At 71.8% G+C, this 17,078-nt stretch carries 13 protein-coding genes and 1 riboswitch; of the genes, 4 read left to right on the plus strand and 9 right to left on the minus strand.

Annotated features, from left to right (window positions below):
- Nucleotides 1–16: 16 nt before the first annotated feature.
- The gene (locus tag VIL76_RS13680; RefSeq protein ID WP_332045583.1) at nt 17–1,621 is read right to left on the minus strand and encodes a sialate O-acetylesterase; all 1,605 of its coding nucleotides are present in this window, start codon (nt 1,619–1,621) and stop codon (nt 17–19) included.
- Between the two features lie 331 nt (nt 1,622–1,952).
- On the opposite strand from VIL76_RS13680, the gene VIL76_RS13685 reads away from it, so the two are divergent.
- On the plus strand, nt 1,953–3,083 hold the full coding sequence (locus VIL76_RS13685) for an AI-2E family transporter (protein WP_332045584.1): 1,131 nt from the start codon (nt 1,953–1,955) through the stop codon (nt 3,081–3,083).
- A gap of 209 nt (nt 3,084–3,292) precedes the next feature.
- Nucleotides 3,293–8,143, plus strand: coding sequence for an NAD-glutamate dehydrogenase (locus VIL76_RS13690; protein WP_332045585.1), 4,851 nt, complete (start codon nt 3,293–3,295; stop codon nt 8,141–8,143).
- Here the strand turns inward: VIL76_RS13690 and purH are convergent.
- From purH to VIL76_RS13720, 6 genes are all read right to left on the minus strand, one after another.
- Nucleotides 8,140–9,732 carry a bifunctional phosphoribosylaminoimidazolecarboxamide formyltransferase/IMP cyclohydrolase gene (purH, locus tag VIL76_RS13695; RefSeq protein WP_332045586.1) on the minus strand — a complete coding sequence of 531 codons (1,593 nt, stop codon included), beginning with the start codon at nt 9,730–9,732 and terminating at the stop codon, nt 8,140–8,142. The genes VIL76_RS13690 and purH overlap by 4 nt on opposite strands.
- 19 nt (nt 9,733–9,751) lie before the next feature.
- Nucleotides 9,752–9,836, minus strand: a riboswitch (ZMP/ZTP riboswitch).
- A gap of 28 nt (nt 9,837–9,864) precedes the next feature.
- The gene (locus VIL76_RS13700; RefSeq protein ID WP_332045587.1) at nt 9,865–11,568 is read right to left on the minus strand and encodes a heparinase II/III family protein; all 1,704 of its coding nucleotides are present in this window, start codon (nt 11,566–11,568) and stop codon (nt 9,865–9,867) included.
- An 11-nt stretch (nt 11,569–11,579) separates the two neighbouring features.
- Entirely contained in the window at nt 11,580–12,242 is a 663-nt protein-coding gene (gene rpe / locus VIL76_RS13705; RefSeq protein ID WP_332045588.1) for a ribulose-phosphate 3-epimerase, read from the minus strand.
- Between the two features lie 29 nt (nt 12,243–12,271).
- Nucleotides 12,272–12,574 (minus strand): hypothetical protein, encoded by a 303-nt coding sequence (locus VIL76_RS13710; RefSeq protein WP_332045589.1) that lies wholly within the window; start codon nt 12,572–12,574, stop codon nt 12,272–12,274.
- Between the two features lie 2 nt (nt 12,575–12,576).
- Nucleotides 12,577–13,869, minus strand: coding sequence for an RsmB/NOP family class I SAM-dependent RNA methyltransferase (locus VIL76_RS13715; protein WP_332045590.1), 1,293 nt, complete (start codon nt 13,867–13,869; stop codon nt 12,577–12,579).
- A 42-nt stretch (nt 13,870–13,911) separates the two neighbouring features.
- Entirely contained in the window at nt 13,912–14,304 is a 393-nt protein-coding gene (locus VIL76_RS13720; RefSeq protein ID WP_332045591.1) for a hypothetical protein, read from the minus strand.
- 99 nt (nt 14,305–14,403) lie between these two features.
- Here VIL76_RS13720 and VIL76_RS13725 point away from each other — a divergent pair, with 99 nt between their 5' ends.
- Complete coding sequence (locus VIL76_RS13725; protein WP_332045592.1) at nt 14,404–14,598, plus strand: DUF1674 domain-containing protein; 195 nt, start codon at nt 14,404–14,406, stop codon at nt 14,596–14,598.
- Nucleotides 14,599–14,747: 149 nt separating this feature from the next.
- On the opposite strand, the gene pyrF is transcribed toward VIL76_RS13725, so the two are convergent.
- Complete coding sequence (pyrF, locus tag VIL76_RS13730; protein WP_332045593.1) at nt 14,748–15,470, minus strand: orotidine-5'-phosphate decarboxylase; 723 nt, start codon at nt 15,468–15,470, stop codon at nt 14,748–14,750.
- 63 nt (nt 15,471–15,533) lie between these two features.
- On the opposite strand from pyrF, the gene VIL76_RS13735 reads away from it, so the two are divergent.
- Nucleotides 15,534–16,223, plus strand: a complete 690-nt coding sequence (locus tag VIL76_RS13735; RefSeq protein ID WP_332045594.1) for a MarC family protein — start codon at nt 15,534–15,536, stop codon at nt 16,221–16,223.
- On the opposite strand, the gene VIL76_RS13740 is transcribed toward VIL76_RS13735, so the two are convergent.
- On the minus strand, nt 16,220–17,020 hold the full coding sequence (locus VIL76_RS13740; protein ID WP_332045595.1) for an SDR family oxidoreductase: 801 nt from the start codon (nt 17,018–17,020) through the stop codon (nt 16,220–16,222). The two genes, VIL76_RS13735 and VIL76_RS13740, sit on opposite strands and share 4 nt — an antisense overlap.
- Between the last annotated feature and the right edge of the window lie 58 nt (nt 17,021–17,078).

Below are 17,078 nucleotides of genomic sequence, written 5' to 3' on the forward strand. Positions count from 1 at the left end.
TCGCGGGAGAGGGTTGCTACTGCACGATCCAGTCGCTGCCGGTCAGGGCGGCGGGCGCGACGCCCTGGAGGTGGATGACGTAGTTCGCCCATTGGGGGCTGGGACCGGGGCCGTCGCGGTCGAAGAGGACCTTGGTCCCGCCGGCGCCGTCGTCGAGCAGCTTGAGGTAGCCGGCGGCGAAGGGATCGGCGCCGGTGAAGCCCGCCGCGTCGAACAGGGCGCGCAGGTCGATCTTGTCCGCCCCCGGGGTGAAGTCGGTGATCTCGGCCGGCGACCAGGGCTCGGCGGCGAAGACGAAACGGTCTGCGCCACCGCCGCCGGTCAGCACGTCGGAACCGCGGCTGGCGTTGAGCGTGTCGGCTCCGGCGCCGCCCTGCAGGGTGTCGCCGGGGCCAGTCGAGGTGAGCACCTCGCCTTGCTGGGGAGGCGGCGCGGGCGGCGGCGGGGGCGGTGCCGGTGGAGGCTGCGGCGGCGGCGCGGAGGCCGTGGTCAGCTGGGCCCAGGTGAGGCCGCCGGCGGGCAGGTGCTCGAGCTGGATGATGTAGTTCGGCCAGTCGCCGCCGGGGCCATCATGGTCGAAGAGGACCTTGGTCCCGCCCGCGCCGTCGTCGAAGAGGTAGACGTAGCCGTCCGCGGCCGGGTCATTGCCGGCATAGCCGGCCTTGGCGAGCAGGCGGGAGATGTCGAGCACGTCGTGGCCGACGTCGAAGTCGGTGACGCGGCCAGGCGACCAGGGCTCTTCTGCCCAGGCGAAGCGGTCGTCGCCGGCGCCGCCGGTCAGGATGTCGGCGCCGCGGCTGGCGTTGAGGGTGTCGTTGCCGGCCCCGCCCATCAGCGCGTCGCCCGGGCCGCCGGAGTTGAGCACCTTGCCGGAGTTATCCTGCGGCGGCGGCGCGCCGGTGCGCCAGGCCTCGTAGAGCCGGAAGAAGGCGTCGCCCGACATCTGCTGGCCGGCGGCCGTGAAGTGCACGTTGTCGGCCATCAGCGGGAAGGGGCGGGAATCGAAGCTCTCGGCGTTGGGGTCGGCCTCGTCGGTGACCAGCTGGGCGTGGCGCACCTCGGCGCCGAAGGCCGGGGTCCCGGAGATCCGGAAGAAGCCGATCTTGCCGTTGGCGTCGGCCAGCCACTCCTGGCGCACCGCGGCGAAGAAGGCCGGCAGGTTCTCGTCGTAGGCCTCCGACGTGTTGCGGAAGTTGGCGTCTTCCTCGCCCTGGCCCCAGAAGACGGCGCCGGGACGCACGCCGCCGATGGCGGCGCCAGCCTCGTGGATCATCTGGGTGGTGCGGTCGAAGAGTTCGTCGTCTGAGCGCGGCGACCAGTCGTAGTGCCACTGGCCGGGGTCGTAATCGAGCCGCGAGCCGCCCCAAGTGGACTTGATGATGTAGAGGGTCTCGTCCGGGTGCGCTTGGCGGAAGGCGATGGCGAACTGGACCTCCGGGCCCCAGGCCTCGGGCATGTGGCCGAAGCCGGTGTTCACGCCCGGCTGCATCTGCACCCACGCCTTGTGCTCGGCGTCCCAGATCAGGGTCTTGGGATCAGGCTTCCACGCGTGCGGCACGGTGGAGCCGTCCTGATAGGCGCCGCCGGTGTTCGACTGCCCGGCGAAGACGACGAAGGCCAATGTCCAGCTCCCCAGCTGCGGAGGTTGCGGTGGGAGACTCGGGAAGCTCGGCGGTTGTTCCTATGGTGACGCTGCCGCGAGCCGCAGGCGTTCATTTGAACCGACCACGGATCACACGGAGGCCGCGGCGCGGCCCTGCACAGACCGCGGCCGCGTGGTCAGTGTGGTACGTGGTTGATTCCTGCGGCTTCGCTGCTGGCGGAGAGTTCGTGATAATTCCCGGATCTGGGGCAAAATCGCTCCCATTCTCCGCCCGACAAGGGTAGAGCTCACCCGGATTGACGGGGGCGACGACGCCGCCGACATTGACGGCCCGCCCCGAAAGCTCCGCATGCCCCCCGCGCCCATCACCGCCAACCATTCGGCCGTCACCCGCAACGCCGTGGTGATCCTGGCCGCCATCGCCACGGGGGCGGCGCTGTACTGGCTCGCGCCCATCCTGACGCCGCTGGCGCTGGCCATGTTCCTGGCGGTGATGATCGACGGGTTCGCCCGCGTGCTGGAGCACCGGCTGCCGATCACGCGCCGGGTGGCGACGCCGCTCGCGGTGGCGCTCTCGGTGCTGCTGTTCGGCGGGGCGGCCTTCGTGATCGCCGACAACGCCACCAACTTCGCTGGCCAGGTGGTCACCTACACGCCCAAGCTCAACAACCTGCTCGCCCGCGCCGCGGGGTGGGTGGGCCTGGATGTGCCGCCGACGGTGCAGGAGCTGGCTCGCCAGCTCGACCCCGGCCGCCTGCTCGGCCAGGTCGCCCGCGGCCTGCAGACCTTCGCGTCGAACGCCGCGTTCGTACTGGTCTACCTGGGCTTCATCATCGCCTCGCGCCACGGCTGGGAGCGCAAGGTCGTTGGCCTGTTCCCCGAGCGCGAAGAGCGCCAGGAGGCAGTGGCCTCCTTCCTGCGCATCCGCGACGGGGTGGAGCAGTACCTCTGGGTCCAGACGATCACCGGCCTGATCATCGCGGCCGCCTCGCTGGCCGGGATGCTGGCGGTCGGGCTCGACAACGCGATCTTCTGGACCTTCCTGATCTTCATCGCCTCGTACATCCCGGTGATCGGCGGCGTGATCGGGGTGGCCGCGCCGCCGATCATGGCGCTCGTCCAGTTCGACACCCTGTGGCAGGCGATCGTCCTGTTCGCCGTGCTGCAGGCCGTCACCCTGGTGGTCGGCAACATCATCTATCCGCGGATGCAGGGCCGCAGCCTCAACCTCGACGCGGTGGCGGTGCTGCTGGGGCTGGCGTTCTGGACCGCGATCTGGGGCGTCTCGGGCGCCTTCCTGTCGACGCCGCTGACGGTCATGGCCATGGTCATCCTGGCGCAGTTCAAGGGCACGCGGTGGATCGCCATCCTGCTGTCGGCCGATGGCGATCCGCAGCACCTGCGGGAAAAGGAGCCCGGCCAGACGCCGGACCACAACGTGTCGAAAGAACCTGCCGGCCGGCGTCGGAAACGATCCTGAAGGGCCTTCAAATTGCGCGTACGGTTCCTATCTAAGCAGTGCCGTGGCTACGAGGCCGACGGCAGGAGCGTCCGCTCCCCTAGCCTGCGGACGCTGCGAGCACCAAGCGCACCGCCGCTCCCCCACGGCGGGTCCGCACGCCGCCGGACTCTCTCCTCCGGCGGCGTCCTCGCGCTCAGGACCAGGACCTTCAGCGCCGGGACGCTCCCATGCTGAAATCCCCCCGCGCCGCAACCCCGCCCGCCGCCCGCAAGCTGGTGAAGGCCTTCGCCGAGGCGCTCGGCAATGACCCGCAGGCGGAAGCGGCCTATGCGTTCGTGGCCCAGGCCGCCGCGGACGCGGCGCCTGACGAGCTGCCCGAGCTGACGAGCGCCGAGATCGCCGCCAACCTCTTCGACTTCTGGCGCTTCGCCGCGCGCCGCCGCGGGCGCGGGGCGACGATCCGGGTGGTCCCGGTGATCGGCGAACGGCACGGCGGGCTCGACCGGCTGGAGATCGTGCAGGACGACGCGCCGCTCCTGGTGGGTTCGGTGATGGGCGAGATCGCCGACCAGGGGCTGTCGGTGCGCGCCATGTTCCACCCGGTGGTGGAGGTGCAGCGCGAGCGCACCGGCGACCGCGGAGGCAATGGCGCGGCAAGGCGCGAGTCGATGATCCAGGTGATCCTCGACCCCGTCGGGGCCGACCGGGAGCAGGCGCTGGTCCGCGGCGTGGAGGCGACGCTGAAGGACGTCCGCGCCGCCGTCGACGACTTCCCGAAGATGCTCGAGCTGATGGGCCGGGTGGTCGAGGAAGCCGCGGCCCGGCCTGACAAGGTCACGGCCGAGGAGCTCGCCTTCCTGCGCTGGCTGCACGAGGAGCACTTCGTGTTCCTGGGCGCGCGGGTCTACGAGTACCCCAAGCTGCCGAGCGGCGAATACGCGCCGGAGGAGCCGCTCTACCAGGCTAAGGACGGCCTGGGCGTGCTGCGCGATCCGGAGCGCACCGTGCTGCGCCGCGCCAACGAGCCCGCGGTGCTGCTGCGCGACATGAAGGAGCGGCTGCTCAACGACCCCGCCCTGACGGTGGCCAAGGCCAATGTGCGCAGCCGCGTCCACCGGCGCGGCTACATGGATTACCTGGCCATCAAGCGCTACGACGCCGAGGGCCTGCCGGCCGGCGAGATCCGCTTCGTGGGCCTGTTCACCGCCGAGGCCTACGACCAGCCGGCCAGCGCCGTGCCGCTGATCCGCGAGAAGGTCGCGCGCGTGCTGCACCGCGCCGGCATGGCGAAGAACAGCCACAACGAGAAGCGGCTGAAGAACATCGTCGAGAACCATCCGCGCGACGAGCTCTTCCAGGTGACCGAGGACGAGCTGCTCGAGCTGTCGCTGGGCATACTGCACCTCTACGACCGGCCTCGCGTGCGGCTGTTCGAGCGGCGCGACCCGTTCGACCGGTTCGCCTCGGTGCTGCTGTTCCTGCCCCGCGACCAGTACGATTCAGACGTCGCCGCCAAGGCCGGACGGCTGCTGGCCAAGGCCTATGGCGGGCGGGTGTCGGCGAACTATCCGAGCTTCTCGGACGCGCCGCTGGCCCGCGTGCACTACGTCATCGGCTTCACGCCGGGACAGCACGAGTGGCCGAAGCTGCCTGCGCTGGAAGCCGCCATCGCCGAGGTGGCGCGCTCGTGGGAGGACCGCTTCGAGGCGACCGTGCGGGCCTTGGGGCGCGAGCCCGAGGCGGTGACCGAGACCCTGGCGCGCTACCGCGACGCCTTCCCTGCGGGCTACCGCGACCGCTTCGACCCGGCGCAGGCGCTGGAGGACGTGGCGGTGATCGACGGGTTCGCGCCCGACGAGCCGCTGAAGGTGCGCGCCTACCGCACGGCCAAGGACACCGCCCTGCAGTTCCGATTCAAGCTCTATCGGGCGGGCGAGCCGATCGCGCTGGCGGACGTGCTGCCCGTGCTGGAGAACATGGGCCTGCGGGCCCTGGCCGAGGCCGGCTTCCCGATCGGGCGGGAGGGCGAGCCGCCGGTGTGGGTGCACGACTTCGAGATCGAGGACCCACGCGGCGCCAACCTGGTGTTCGCCCAGGTGAAGGCCTGTTTCGAGGACGCGGTGGTGGCCGTCTGGACGGGCGCGACCGAGAACGACGGCTTCAACCGGCTGGTGCTGGAGCTGGCCCTGCCCTGGCGCGAGGCGGCGCTGGTGCGCGCGCTCGCCAAGTTCCGCCAGCAGTCGGGGCTCGACCCCACGCAGCGGGTGCAGGAGGAGGCGCTGTCGCGGCACACCGAGGTCACGCGGCTGATCCTGCAGCTGTTCCAGGCCCGCTTCGACCCGGCGACAGGCGCGGACCTGGCGGAGCGGAAGAAGCAGGGCGAGGCGGTGATGCGCAGGATCACCGAGGCGCTGCAAGGCGTGGAGAGCCTGGACGACGACCGCGTGCTGCGCCGCCTGGCGCTGCTGGTCGCCGCGATCCAGCGGACCAACTACTACCAGGCCAAGCCGTACATCAGCTTCAAGGTGGCGAGCGGGGAGCTGGCCGACCTGCCGGCGCCGAAGCCGTACCGCGAGATCTTCGTGTGGGGGGTGAACGTCGAGGGCGTGCACCTGCGGTTCGGGCCGGTGGCGCGGGGCGGGCTTCGCTGGAGCGATCGGCGCGACGACTTCCGCACCGAGGTGCTGGGGCTGGTGAAGGCCCAGCAGGTGAAGAACGCGGTGATCGTGCCGGTGGGCTCGAAGGGCGGCTTCTTCCCGAAGCTGCTGCCGAAGACCGGCTCGCCGGACGCGGTGCGGGCGGAGGGGATCAGCGCCTACCGCACCTTCCTGTCCGGCCTGCTGGACATCACCGACAACCTGGATGCGGCCGGTAAGGTGGTCCATCCGGCGGACGTGGTCGTGCACGACGGCGACGACCCCTACCTGGTGGTGGCCGCCGACAAGGGGACGGCGACGTTCTCCGACATCGCCAACGGCATGGCCGAGGACTACGGCTTCTGGCTGGGCGACGCGTTCGCGTCCGGAGGCTCTGCCGGCTACGACCACAAGGTGATGGGCATCACCGCCCGCGGCGCCTGGGAGGCGGTGAAGCGCCACTTCCGCGAGCTGGGCAAGGACATCCAGAAGGAGCCCTTCACGGTCGTGGGCTGCGGGGACATGTCGGGAGACGTGTTCGGCAACGGCATGCTGCTGTCGAAGCAGATCCGGCTGCTGGCGGCCTTCGACCACCGCCACATCTTTCTCGATCCCGATCCCGACCCGGCCCGCTCGTGGAAGGAGCGGGAGCGGATGTTCAAGCTGCCGCGCTCGTCGTGGGACGACTATGACCGCAAGGCGATCTCCAAGGGCGGCGGGGTGTTCCCGCGGACGCTGAAGTCGGTCCCGCTAAGCAAGGAGGTCCGCGCCATGCTGGGCGTGGACGCCACGGCGATGACGCCGGCGGAGCTGATCAACGCCATCCTCAAGGCGCCGGCCGAGCTGCTCTACCTGGGCGGCATCGGCACCTATGTGAAGGCGCGGCACGAGGCCAACGCCGAGGTCGGCGACAAGGCCAACGACGCGGTGCGGGTGAACGGCCTGGACCTGCGGGTGAAGGTGATCGGCGAGGGCGCCAACCTGGGGCTCACCCAGGCCGGGCGCATCGAGTTCGCCAAGCTGGGCGGGCGCGTCGAGACCGACGCCATCGACAATTCGGCCGGCGTGGATTCCTCGGACCACGAGGTCAACATCAAGATCCTCACCGGCATGCTGGAGCGCAACGGCGAGTTGACGCGCAGGCGGCGCGACACGCTGCTGGCGTCGATGACCGACGACGTGGCGGCCCACGTGCTGGCGCACAACTACGACCAGACGCTGGCGCTCTCGTTGCTGGAGATGGACGCGCCGCGCGAGCTGGAGGCGCAGGCGCAGTTCATGACCGAGCTGGAGGTCCAGGGACGGCTGGACCGCGCCGTCGAGGGCCTGCCGGACGCGTTGCAGATCGCCGAGCGGCAGGCGGCGGGCCAGGGACTCACCCGCCCAGAGCTGGCGGTGCTGCTGGCCTACGGCAAGCTGGAGCTGAAGCGCCAGCTGACCGTCAGCCAGGCGCCGGACGACCCGTTCTTCGAGCGGCGGCTGGTGGAGTACTTCCCCAAGCCCCTGCACCGCTACCGGGCGCAGATCCGCGGCCACCGGCTGCGGCGCGAGATCATCGCCACGGTGTTCGCCAACGACGTGATCAACCGCTGCGGCCCGAGCTTCCCGTCGCGGCTGATGGCGGCGGCCGGGTGCGATGTCGCAGCGTTCGCCGCGGGGTACGAGGCGGCCAAGGCGGTGCTGGAGATCGAGCCGCTGTGGAAGGCGATCGCGGCGCTCGACGGCAAGGCGCCCGCGGCCGGCCAGATGGCGCTGTTCCGCGCGACGTCGCGGGCGCTGCGCGGGGCGACGTTCTGGCTGGCCAGGCGGGCGTTCCGCGAGAAGCTCTCGGTGGACGAGCTGATCGGCCGCTACGCGCCGGGCTTCAAGGCGCTGAAGCAGCTGACGCCGGCGACCGTCACCGAGGTGGAGAAGACCTCCATCGAGGCGCGCGCGCGGGAGCTGGTGGAGGCCGGAGCGCCGAAGGACGAGGCGCGCGCCGTGGCGATCCTGCAGTCGCTGACTACGGCCGCCGACCTGGTGGACCTGGCCGAGGCGTCGAGCTGGCCGGTGGCGAACGTGTCACGGCTCTACAACGCCGCCGGCGCGGCCTTCGCCTTCGACCGCCTGCGCTCGGCCGCGGGCCAGTTCGCGGCCGGCGACAACTTCGAGCGCACCGCGCTGCGCCGGCTGATCGAGGACATGCTGGCCGAGCAGACCCAGCTGGCGCGCGCGATCATGGACTTCGCCGGCTCCGCCCAGGCCGGAGCGGACGCAGCCTCGGCGCGCGAGGCGGTGAGCTCCTGGGCGGCGCTGCGGCGCGAGCAGGCGAAGGTCGCCTGCCGCACGGTGGACGAGATCGAGTCGGCCGGCGGCCCCTGGACCTTCGCCAAGCTCACCATCGCCAACGCCGCCCTGCGCGAGCTGGCGATGGACGCGGGGAGCCGGCGCAAGCGCGGCTAGTGGCGGAACACGCGCACGCCGGTGAACACCATCGCGACGCCGCGCTCATTGGCGGCCTCGATGACCTTCTCGTCGCCGATCGAGCCGCCGGGCTGGATCACCGCGGTGCAGCCGGCGTCGGCGGCCTGGATGAGGCCGTCGGGGAACGGGAAGAAGGCTTCGGACGCGCAGGCCGAGCCCTTCAGGTCGAGGCCGAAGTCGGCGGCGCGCAGGGCGGCGATGCGGGCTGAATCCTTGCGGTTCATCTGGCCCGCGCCGACGCCGAGCGTCTGGCCTGCGCGGGCGTAGACGATGGCGTTGGACTTCACGTGCTTGGCGATGGTGAAGGCGAAGAGCATGTCGCGCACCTCCTCGTCGGTGGGCGCGCGCCTGGTGACCACCTTGAGGTCGGCGGGCGTCAGGCGGGCGTTGTCGCGGCCCTGCACCAGGAAGCCGCCGGACACGGACTTGAAGGTACGGCCCTCGGCGTGGGGATCCGGCAGGCCGCCGGTGACCAGCAGGCGGACGTTCTTCTTCTTGCGGAAGAGGGCGACGGCGTCCTCGTCGGCGTCGGGAGCGATAACCACCTCGGTGAAGATCTCCAGCACCTGGGCGGCCGTCGCGGCGTCCAGCTTCGAGTTCAGCGCGACGATGCCGCCGAACGCGCTTGTGGGGTCGCAGGCCAGCGCGCGGCGGTAGGCGTCCTCCAGCGTCGCGCCTGTGGCCACGCCGCAGGGATTGGCGTGCTTGATGATGGCGCAGGCCGGGCCGGCCGCCGGATCGAACTCCGCGATCAGCTCAAAAGCCGCGTCGGTATCGTTGATGTTGTTGTAGCTGAGCTCCTTGCCCTGCAGCTGGCGGGCCGTAGCGACGCCGATGCGCGGGTGGGGGAAGCGGTAGAAGGCGGCCGCCTGGTGCGGGTTCTCGCCGTAGCGCATGGTCTGGACGAGTTCGCCGGCGATGGCCTTGCGCTGCGGCCAGCCCTCGCCCAGCTCCTGCGCGAACCACCCGGAGATCGCCGAGTCGTAGGCCGCGGTGCGGGCGTAGGCGCGGGCGGCGAGGCGCTTGCGCAGGGTGAGCGAGGTGGCGCCGTCGGCCTTCACGGCGTCCAGGACCTCAGCGAGGTCGGACGGCTCGGTGCAGACGCAGACGTAGCCATGGTTCTTGGCGGCGGAGCGGATCATCGCCGGCCCGCCGATGTCGATGTTCTCGATGGCGGTGGCGTAGTCGGCGCCGGAGGCGACCGTCTGCTCGAACGGGTAGAGATTGACGTAGACGAGGTCGATGGCGCCGATCCCGTGCTCGTCCATCGCCTGCTTGTGGGCGGGCGCGTCGCGCACGCCCAGCAGGCCGCCGTGCACCACCGGATGCAGGGTCTTCACCCGGCCGTCCATCATCTCCGGGAAGCCGGTGAGGTCGGCCACGTCCTTCACGGGAAGTCCGGCGTCGGCGATGGCCTTCTTGGTGCCTCCGGTCGAGACCAGCTCGACACCCATGTCGGCGAGCAGCTTGGCGGCCTCCACCAGGCCGGTCTTGTCGGAGACCGACAGCAGGGCGCGGCGAATGCCGACCTTGTCGGGCGCGGCGGGGAAGTCGGGGGCGGCGGGCACGGCATCTCCTTCGGTGTGAGAGGAATGCCCAGGCGAGCGGCGGACTATCGGCTCCGCGCTCCCCGGTGGTCGCCCACCTTCAATCGCCAGTCACGCGGGATGAGGAGCGGATAGGCGGCGTCGGAACGCCCGTCAACGCGACTCTGCGGCGCTCAGCTTCCAGCGGATCTTGGCCCCCGCGTCGAGGCGGGCCTGGCCGCGGAGTACGATCTGCTGCGAGCGGCGGGCCTGGCCGTTCTGGTAGTGGACCGAGGGCTCGAGCGCGACCTCGATGGCGTCGTTGCGCAGCCACCAGCCGTGCTCCTGGCCCTCGGCCTTGAGCAGCACGCTCTTCTTGTCGCGCGCGATCAGGGCGGACACCTCGGGGTGCAGGTGGAAGCGGACCATGAAGGGCACGAAGCGGCGGCCGGCCGGGCCCTTCACCGCGCCCGCGGCGGTGAAGACGTCCTCACCGCGCAGCTCGTCGGCCGCGACGTCGATGTAGAGGCGCCGCTCGTGGCGCAGGCCGAAGCGCTTCACCCAGCCGTCGTGGGCGAGCTCGAGCCACAGGGCGCCGGCCGCCTCGTGCCGGCGCGCATCCACCGCGTCGTAGGTCTCGGCCAGGCGCGGCCCCAGCACGTCCGCGGAGAAGCCCCGCACCGGCTCGCCGCAAGCGGCGTCTCCGACGCTGACCGTGGAGGCGGCGTCCACCAGCCGCATGGCCTGGGGCGCGTGGGCGTCCGGGGACCAGCCGCCGCCGACGATAAGCCGCTTGGCGCCGGCCAGCACCTCGATGGCCAAGGGCTGGGCGCAGGCGGTGACGCTCCACGGCCCCTCGGCGGGCGGCGCGGCGTCGGCGATCACCTGCAGCGAGCGGGCCTCAAGGCGGTGGTAGCCGTTGCGGGTGGCGGGGACCGCCCGATCCTCCATCCCGTCGTTCGCGCGCGCTGCGGCGACGTAGGACGCGGTCAGCTCCTCGCCGCCCTGGAAGGCTGCGAGCTTGCCGTCCGCCAGGGTGAAGAAGCGTACGGCCGCAGCCAGCCGGTCGAGCGCGCGCATCACCTCGTCCGGCGCCGCCACGCCGCGCTGCACCAGGGCGTCGTCGAGGGTCAGCAGGTCGAAGAGCAGCTCCAGCGCCGCCTGCGGGCTGCGCGAGGCGTGGCCGCCGTCGGGCGTGACGCTGACCGGCAGGGCGCGCTCCAGGGTCCTGAGGGCCCGGGCCAGCAGCCGCTCGCCGGCGCGGCCAGCCAGCGCGGTCGCGGCCACGGCGGCGGCGCAGGCCCGTTCCGCGGCGCGGGCAGGGCCCTCGTCCGCCTGCAACAGGAACCGAGCCTGGCGGGCGAGGTCGAGGGAGATGACGGCGATCTCGGCATCGGAGGCCCGCGCGCAAATGGCGCGCGCGGCGCAGGCCAGGTTGAACACCCGCCGCTCGAGCACCTCCGGGCTCCAGGCGAAGGCGTTCCAGCGGCCGAAGCTGCGACGCCACTCGAGAACCAGCCGCAGGCCTTCGTCGGCGCCCGCGTCGCCCAAGCTCAGCAGGTCCCTCAGCCAGCCCATGCGATGCAGCGCGACCGCAAATCGGCGGTCGGGGCTCGGGCGGTCGAAGGGATCGCCGCGCGGGCCGGGCGTGACGCCGGCGCCGCCGAACACGAAGGCGCCAGCCAGGATCCGCCGGCCGGTCTCTCCGTCGGTGGGGCGAAGGTCGCGTGGCGCGGCGGCGAGGCCCTCCGGGCGCGGATAGGCCAAGTTCCAGCGGTGCAGCGGCGTGCCGGTGAATTCACTGGTCAGGCGGCGGCGGGCGGCGACGCCCAGCGCCACGGCGGCGTTCCCTCCGGGCAGGCTGGAGAGACCGGCCACGCCCGTCACCATCAGCCGCCGCGCAGCGCGCGGATGTTGTCCGCGTACCGGTCCGGCCCGCCCTTGAAGACGGCGCTGCCGGCCACCAGAGCCGTGGCGCCGGCCGACAGGCAGAGCGGTGCGGTCTCGGGCGTCACGCCCCCGTCCACCTCCAGTATGATGTCCCGCCCGCAGGCGTCGATCATCTGGCGCAACCGCTCGACCTTCTTCAGCTGCGAATGCAGGAAGCTCTGGCCGCCGAAGCCCGGGTTCACGCTCATCACGAGCACCAGGTCCACGTCGTCCATCATCCACTCGATGCAGGCGGGATCGGTGGACGGGTTGAACACGACGCCGGCCCTGGCCCCCAGCTCGCGGATGCGGCGCAGCGTGCGGTTCAGGTGCGGGCCGGCTTCCGGATGCACGCTGATCACGTCCGCCCCAGCGGCGCGGAAGGCCTCGAGGTAAGGGTCCGCCGGCGAGATCATCAGGTGGCAGTCGAACGGGATTTTCACGTGCGGCTTGAGCGCCTTCACGACGTCCGGCCCGATGGTGATGTTCGGCACGAAGTGGCCGTCCATCACGTCCACGTGCAGCCAGTCGGCGCCGGCCGCCTCGACCGCACGCGCCTCCTCGCCGAGCCGCGAGAAGTCCGAGGCCAGGATGGAGGGCGCGATGATCACGGGAGCCGCCATGCGCCCCGCATAATCTGATGCGGCCCCGCCTACCAGAGGTGGTCGCGGGTTTCGTCCAGCGCCTTTAAGACGCGGGGGGAGCGGAAGTGGCGGCGCTTGAGACGGGATTCGTCCAGGTCCAGGCGGACGCAGGCGAGCTGGCGCAGCGCCCGGTCGATCTCGCGGGCGCGGTCGCGGTCGTAGGCCGCCTCGCCCAGCCAGTGGTTGCAGCCCATGCGCCGGTCGATGAAGACGCGCACGTCGCGCGGCAGGTCGGCGTACCTGGCGAGCTCCGGGTAGGCGGAGAGGTCGCCCAGCCGCGTCACCAGTGCGATCGCCATCGCCGCGAACATGCTCAGCTCCTGCGGCGCATCCGGGCGACGAAGAAGCCGTCGGTCCCGCCGGTCCTGTGGTGCGGCAGGATAGCCAAGGTTCCGGCCCGAGTCAGGCTGGCGTCCGGCGCGCCGCCTTCGCCAGCGGCGATCGGATCGAGCACGAACTCGGGCGTGCGGGCGAGGAAGGCTTCGACCTGAGGCTGGCCCTCTTCCGACTCCAGGGAGCAGACGCAGTAGACCAGCCGGCCGTCGGGCTTCACCCGGCGGGCCGCCGCGTCCAGCAGGCGGCTCTGGAGGGCCGCAAGGGTTGCGATGTCCGACGGCTTGGCGGCCCAGAGCACGTCCGGGTGGCGGCGGAAGGTGCCGGTGGCCGAGCAGGGCGCGTCCAGCAACACGGCGTCGAAGCGGCGGCGGTCAGTCCACTGGGTGGCGTCGGCCGTGACTACCTCGGCGGAAAGCGCGGTGCGGGCAAGGTTCTCCGTGACGCGCTTCAGGCGGCCGGCGGAGCGGTCGACGGCCGTGACCCGGGCGCCGGCGGCGGCGAACTGCAGGGTCTTGCCGCCGGGCGCGGCGCAGAGATCGAGGACGGTCTCGCCCGGCTGCACGGCCAGCAGGCGGGCCGGGACCGCGGCGGAGGCGTCCTGCACCCACCAGCGGCCCTCTGCGAAACCCGGCCAGGTGGAGACGTCGCCGCCGCGGGCCGTGCGCACGGCGCCGCCGGGAAGCACCTCGCCCTCGAGCTCGGACGCGAGGCGGTCGGCCTCCGCAGGATCCTTGAGCGACAGGTCCGTGGCGGGCTCGTCGGCGATCTGGCCAGCCACGGCGCGGGCCTCGGCCTCGCCGAACGCGGCGCGCCAGCGGGCGTAGAGCCAGGGCGGGGCGAGCTGGTCCGGATCGTCAAGCCTCGGCGGCTCGCGGGTGAGGCCGCGCAGCACGGCGTTGACCAGGCCCTTCAGGGGCCGGCTCCCATTGTCCGCCGCCGCGAGGTCGACTGCGGTGCCGACGGCGGCATGGACCGGCGTCTTCAGCACGAAGGCCTGGGCCACGCCCAAGCGCAGGATCTGCACGATCCGGTCCGGTGGCGGCTTGGCGAGCCTCGCCTGCAGGGCGGAGTCGATCGGGCCCAGCCGGCGCAGCGTCGCCATCACCAGGGCGCGGGCGAAGGCCCGGTCGCGCGGCGCCAGCGCCTTGAGCGCCGGATGGCTCAGGCCCTCGTCGATACCGCCGCGGCGGGCGAGCGCCGCGGTCAGCAGGGCGAGGGCGGCGGCCCGGGCGGGCAGCCCGGCGACGTCGGCGGAAGGTTCAGGGCTCACGCCGCCGGGCGTGCCCTCTCAGGCCGACGGGCGCAAGAGGGTTCAGGCCGCGGCGGCCGGCGACCTCGCCCCCACCATCACCACGGCGGCCCCGAACAGCACCATGCCGAGCACGATCAGCACCTCGCCGCCGATCAGCATCGGCAGGATCGGTTGCTTGCCCTGCACCACCATGGCCACCATCGGCAGCGACATCAGGTTGCCGACGTTCGAGACGACGAAGTTGGCCCACGCCAGCTTGCCGGGCGTGCGCGCGCCGGCGATGCCGTAGAAGGCGCCCATGATAGCCAGGCTCGCCCAGCCCAGCAGGTTGATGTGGGCGTGCACCGGCGAGAGCGTGTGGTCGTTGGACGCCCCCATCATCATGCCGAGACCCATGCCGACGAGCGCATACAGCACCGCGGCGCCGAAGAAGGCGGTCGAAATACGAGACATTGTGTGTTTTCCCCCGAAAACGATTGCGCCGGGAAAAACCAGCGTTCCGTGGAAAAGGCAACGCTGGCGCTTGGTCGCGCCGCGACCTAGATCAAAGACATGGACCACACGCCGCCCAACGCCGCGCCCGGCAAGGCGCTGACGCCTGCCGCCCGTCGCGCCCTCGAAGAGGCCGAGGCCCGCCGGCGCGCGACGGACGCCGCCGAGCGCCCGCCCGAGGACGGCGGGCCGCGGGGCCTGGAGCCGACGCGCTTCGGCGACTGGGAGCGCAAGGGCATCGCGGTGGATTTCTGAGCGCTGTTTTCCCTCCCCTGAGGGGAGGGCGGCGAGCCAAGCGAGACGGGTGAGGAGGTGAGGGCTAAGCGCCGGCGCCTGGGACCCTTCCCCACACTTCCTCACTGCGCGCCGCAGGCGCGCTGTCCCTCCCCATCAGGGGAGGGAAATCAGCCGGCCTGGCTCATCTCGGCTGCCACGCGGAGCGCGGCGCCCTGTGGGTCGTTGGCGGCGGTGATGGGACGGCCGCAGACGATGTGGCTGGCGCCGGCCTTCAGCGCTTCCAGCGGGGTCGCGGCGCGGGCCTGGTCGTTCTTCGCCGCCCAGTCGGGACGGACGCCCGGCGTCACCACCAGGAAGTCGCGGCCGCCCAGCGAGCGGGCCAGGGCCGCCTCGTGCGGGCTCGCCACCACGCCGTCGCAGCCGGCGGCGATCGCCTGATGGATGCGGCGCTCGACGAGGGCGCGGGCGGTCTCCGCATAGCCCATGTCCTGCAGGTCCTCGTCGGTGAGGCTGGTGAGCACGGTGACGGCCAGGATCTTCAGGCCCGAGGCGCCGCGGCCGCGGACCGCCGAGGCCATCACCTGCGGCTCGCCATGGACGGTGAGGAAGTCGCAGCCGGAGCCGGCGAGTGCCGCCGCGGCCCGCTGCACCGTGGTGCCGATGTCGTGCAGCTTCCAGTCGAGGAACACCTGCTTGCCCTGGCCCTTCAGCTCGCGGGCCAGCGCCATGCCGTCCGAGGCGAAGAGCTCGAGCCCCACCTTGTAGAATCCGACGGTGTCCCCCAGCGCCTCGACCAGCGCCCGCGCCTCGTCGGCGGTGGGCACGTCGAGCGGCACGATCAGGCGGGGGTCGGCGCGGAGCCGGGTTTGCGCGGGCGCAGCGGCGGCCATGGGTCAGGCTCCGGGCAGGCGCCGGGGTGTCCGGCGCACGTCGATTTGGGCTAAGAGCCGTGCATGAGCCAGTGGGACTTCGCGGTCAACTTCTTCGTGGCGCTGTTCGCGCTCCTGGATCCGATCGGCATGGTGCCGTTCTTCGCTTCCGCGACGACCGGCCAGAGCGGCCGCGAGCGGATGCAGATCGCCGCCCTGATCTCGCTGTTCGCCCTGGGGTTCCTCGCCTTCTTCTACTTCACCGGCGTGGCCCTGCTGGCGTTCTTCGGCATCTCGATCCCCGCCTTCCGGATCGCAGGCGGGATCATCCTGTTCATCGCCGGCCTGGAGATGGTCCGCGGCCACCAGTCCAGCAAGGAGGCCGACGCCGAGGGCGCCAAGCCGAAGCGGCAGGAGACGGTGGCCGCGCGGTTCGAGCGGATGATCGTGCCCTTCACCATGCCGCTGCTGATCGGGCCGGGCGCGATCTCGACGGTGATCATCTACGCCACCCAGGGCCGGAGCCTGGGCCTGCCCGGCGCCGCCATCGGCGTGGGCGTGATCGCTGCGGTCGCCATCAGCACCTTCGTGATCTTCCAACTGACCCCGGTGATCAGCCGGATCCTGGGGAAGATCGGGCTCTCGATCGTGGTGCGGGTGCTGGGGCTGATCCTCTGCGCCATGGCGGTGCAGTTCATCCTGTCGGGCTTCTCGGACGCCACCCGCGGCTTCATCCGCCACGACGCCGCGGCGCCCTACGAGAAGGCCCACTAGAGCTTCCGGAAGCGGCTGCCCTGGCTGGCCATGAGGGCGAGCGCCCACTCGTCGGGGACCAGCTTGGCGAGCGCGGCGATGGCCTTGTTGGGCGCGCCGGGGACGCAGACGGCCCGGTTGGCCTCGACCGCCTCGTAGCCTGCCGCAGCGACCTCGTCGGAGCCCATCCACATCCAGGTCGGCGTGGCGCTCGACACCTGGCTGCGGGTGCCGTTGACGTCGTGGAACTCGGAATAGGTGAAGCCGGGGCAGAGCGCGGTGACGTGCACGCCGTGCGGCTGCCCTTCCAGGTGCAGCCCCTGGCTGAACTTAACCAGGAAGCTCTTGGTGGGCCCGTAGAGGGTGTGGCCGGCGGAGCCCGGGATCAGGCCGGCGAGCGAGGCCACGTTGACGATGCGGCCGAAGCGGCGGGCGATCATCCCGGGCAGGACCCGGTGGGCGAGCTCGCACGGCGCCGTCAGCATGACCTGCAGGAAGGCCTGCTGGTCGGCCCAGCTGGTCTCGCCGTAGCTCCCGGGCAGGCCGTAGCCGGCGTTGTTGACCAGGGCGTCGACGCTGCGGCCGTGGGCGGTGAGCGCATCCAGGATCTGCCCGGGGCCCTCCGGATCGGCCAGGTCGGCGGGGACCGGCAGGGCCTCCACGCCCCAGCGCAGGCGGATCTCCTCGCCCAGCGCCTCCAGCCGCTCCATGCGCCGCGCGGTCATCGCCACGTCGTAGCCGTGGCTGGCGAACATCCGCGCCAACGCCGCCCCGATGCCGGCCGAAGCGCCCGTCACCAGCGCCAGTCTGCGGTCCATGCGCCTGGTCCCTCCCCCTCGCCGGTGGAACAAACACCGGAGCCCATCCCATTGAAAG

It is taken from the genome of Phenylobacterium sp. (genome assembly GCF_036563285.1).
Taxonomy (GTDB): Bacteria; Pseudomonadota; Alphaproteobacteria; order Caulobacterales; family Caulobacteraceae; genus Phenylobacterium.

Coding starts and splice junctions, on each gene's coding strand:
- VIL76_RS13710 (WP_332045589.1), bottom strand. CDS start 12,574: ATGTTCGCGGCGATGGCGATCGCACTGGTGACGCGGCTGGGCGACCTC.
- rpe (WP_332045588.1), bottom strand. CDS start 12,242: ATGGCGGCTCCCGTGATCATCGCGCCCTCCATCCTGGCCTCGGACTTC.
- VIL76_RS13685 (WP_332045584.1), top strand. CDS start 1,953: ATGCCCCCCGCGCCCATCACCGCCAACCATTCGGCCGTCACCCGCAAC.
- VIL76_RS13740 (WP_332045595.1), bottom strand. CDS start 17,020: ATGGACCGCAGACTGGCGCTGGTGACGGGCGCTTCGGCCGGCATCGGG.
- VIL76_RS13735 (WP_332045594.1), top strand. CDS start 15,534: ATGAGCCAGTGGGACTTCGCGGTCAACTTCTTCGTGGCGCTGTTCGCG.
- VIL76_RS13725 (WP_332045592.1), top strand. CDS start 14,404: ATGGACCACACGCCGCCCAACGCCGCGCCCGGCAAGGCGCTGACGCCT.
- VIL76_RS13720 (WP_332045591.1), bottom strand. CDS start 14,304: ATGTCTCGTATTTCGACCGCCTTCTTCGGCGCCGCGGTGCTGTATGCG.
- pyrF (WP_332045593.1), bottom strand. CDS start 15,470: ATGGCCGCCGCTGCGCCCGCGCAAACCCGGCTCCGCGCCGACCCCCGC.
- VIL76_RS13690 (WP_332045585.1), top strand. CDS start 3,293: ATGCTGAAATCCCCCCGCGCCGCAACCCCGCCCGCCGCCCGCAAGCTG.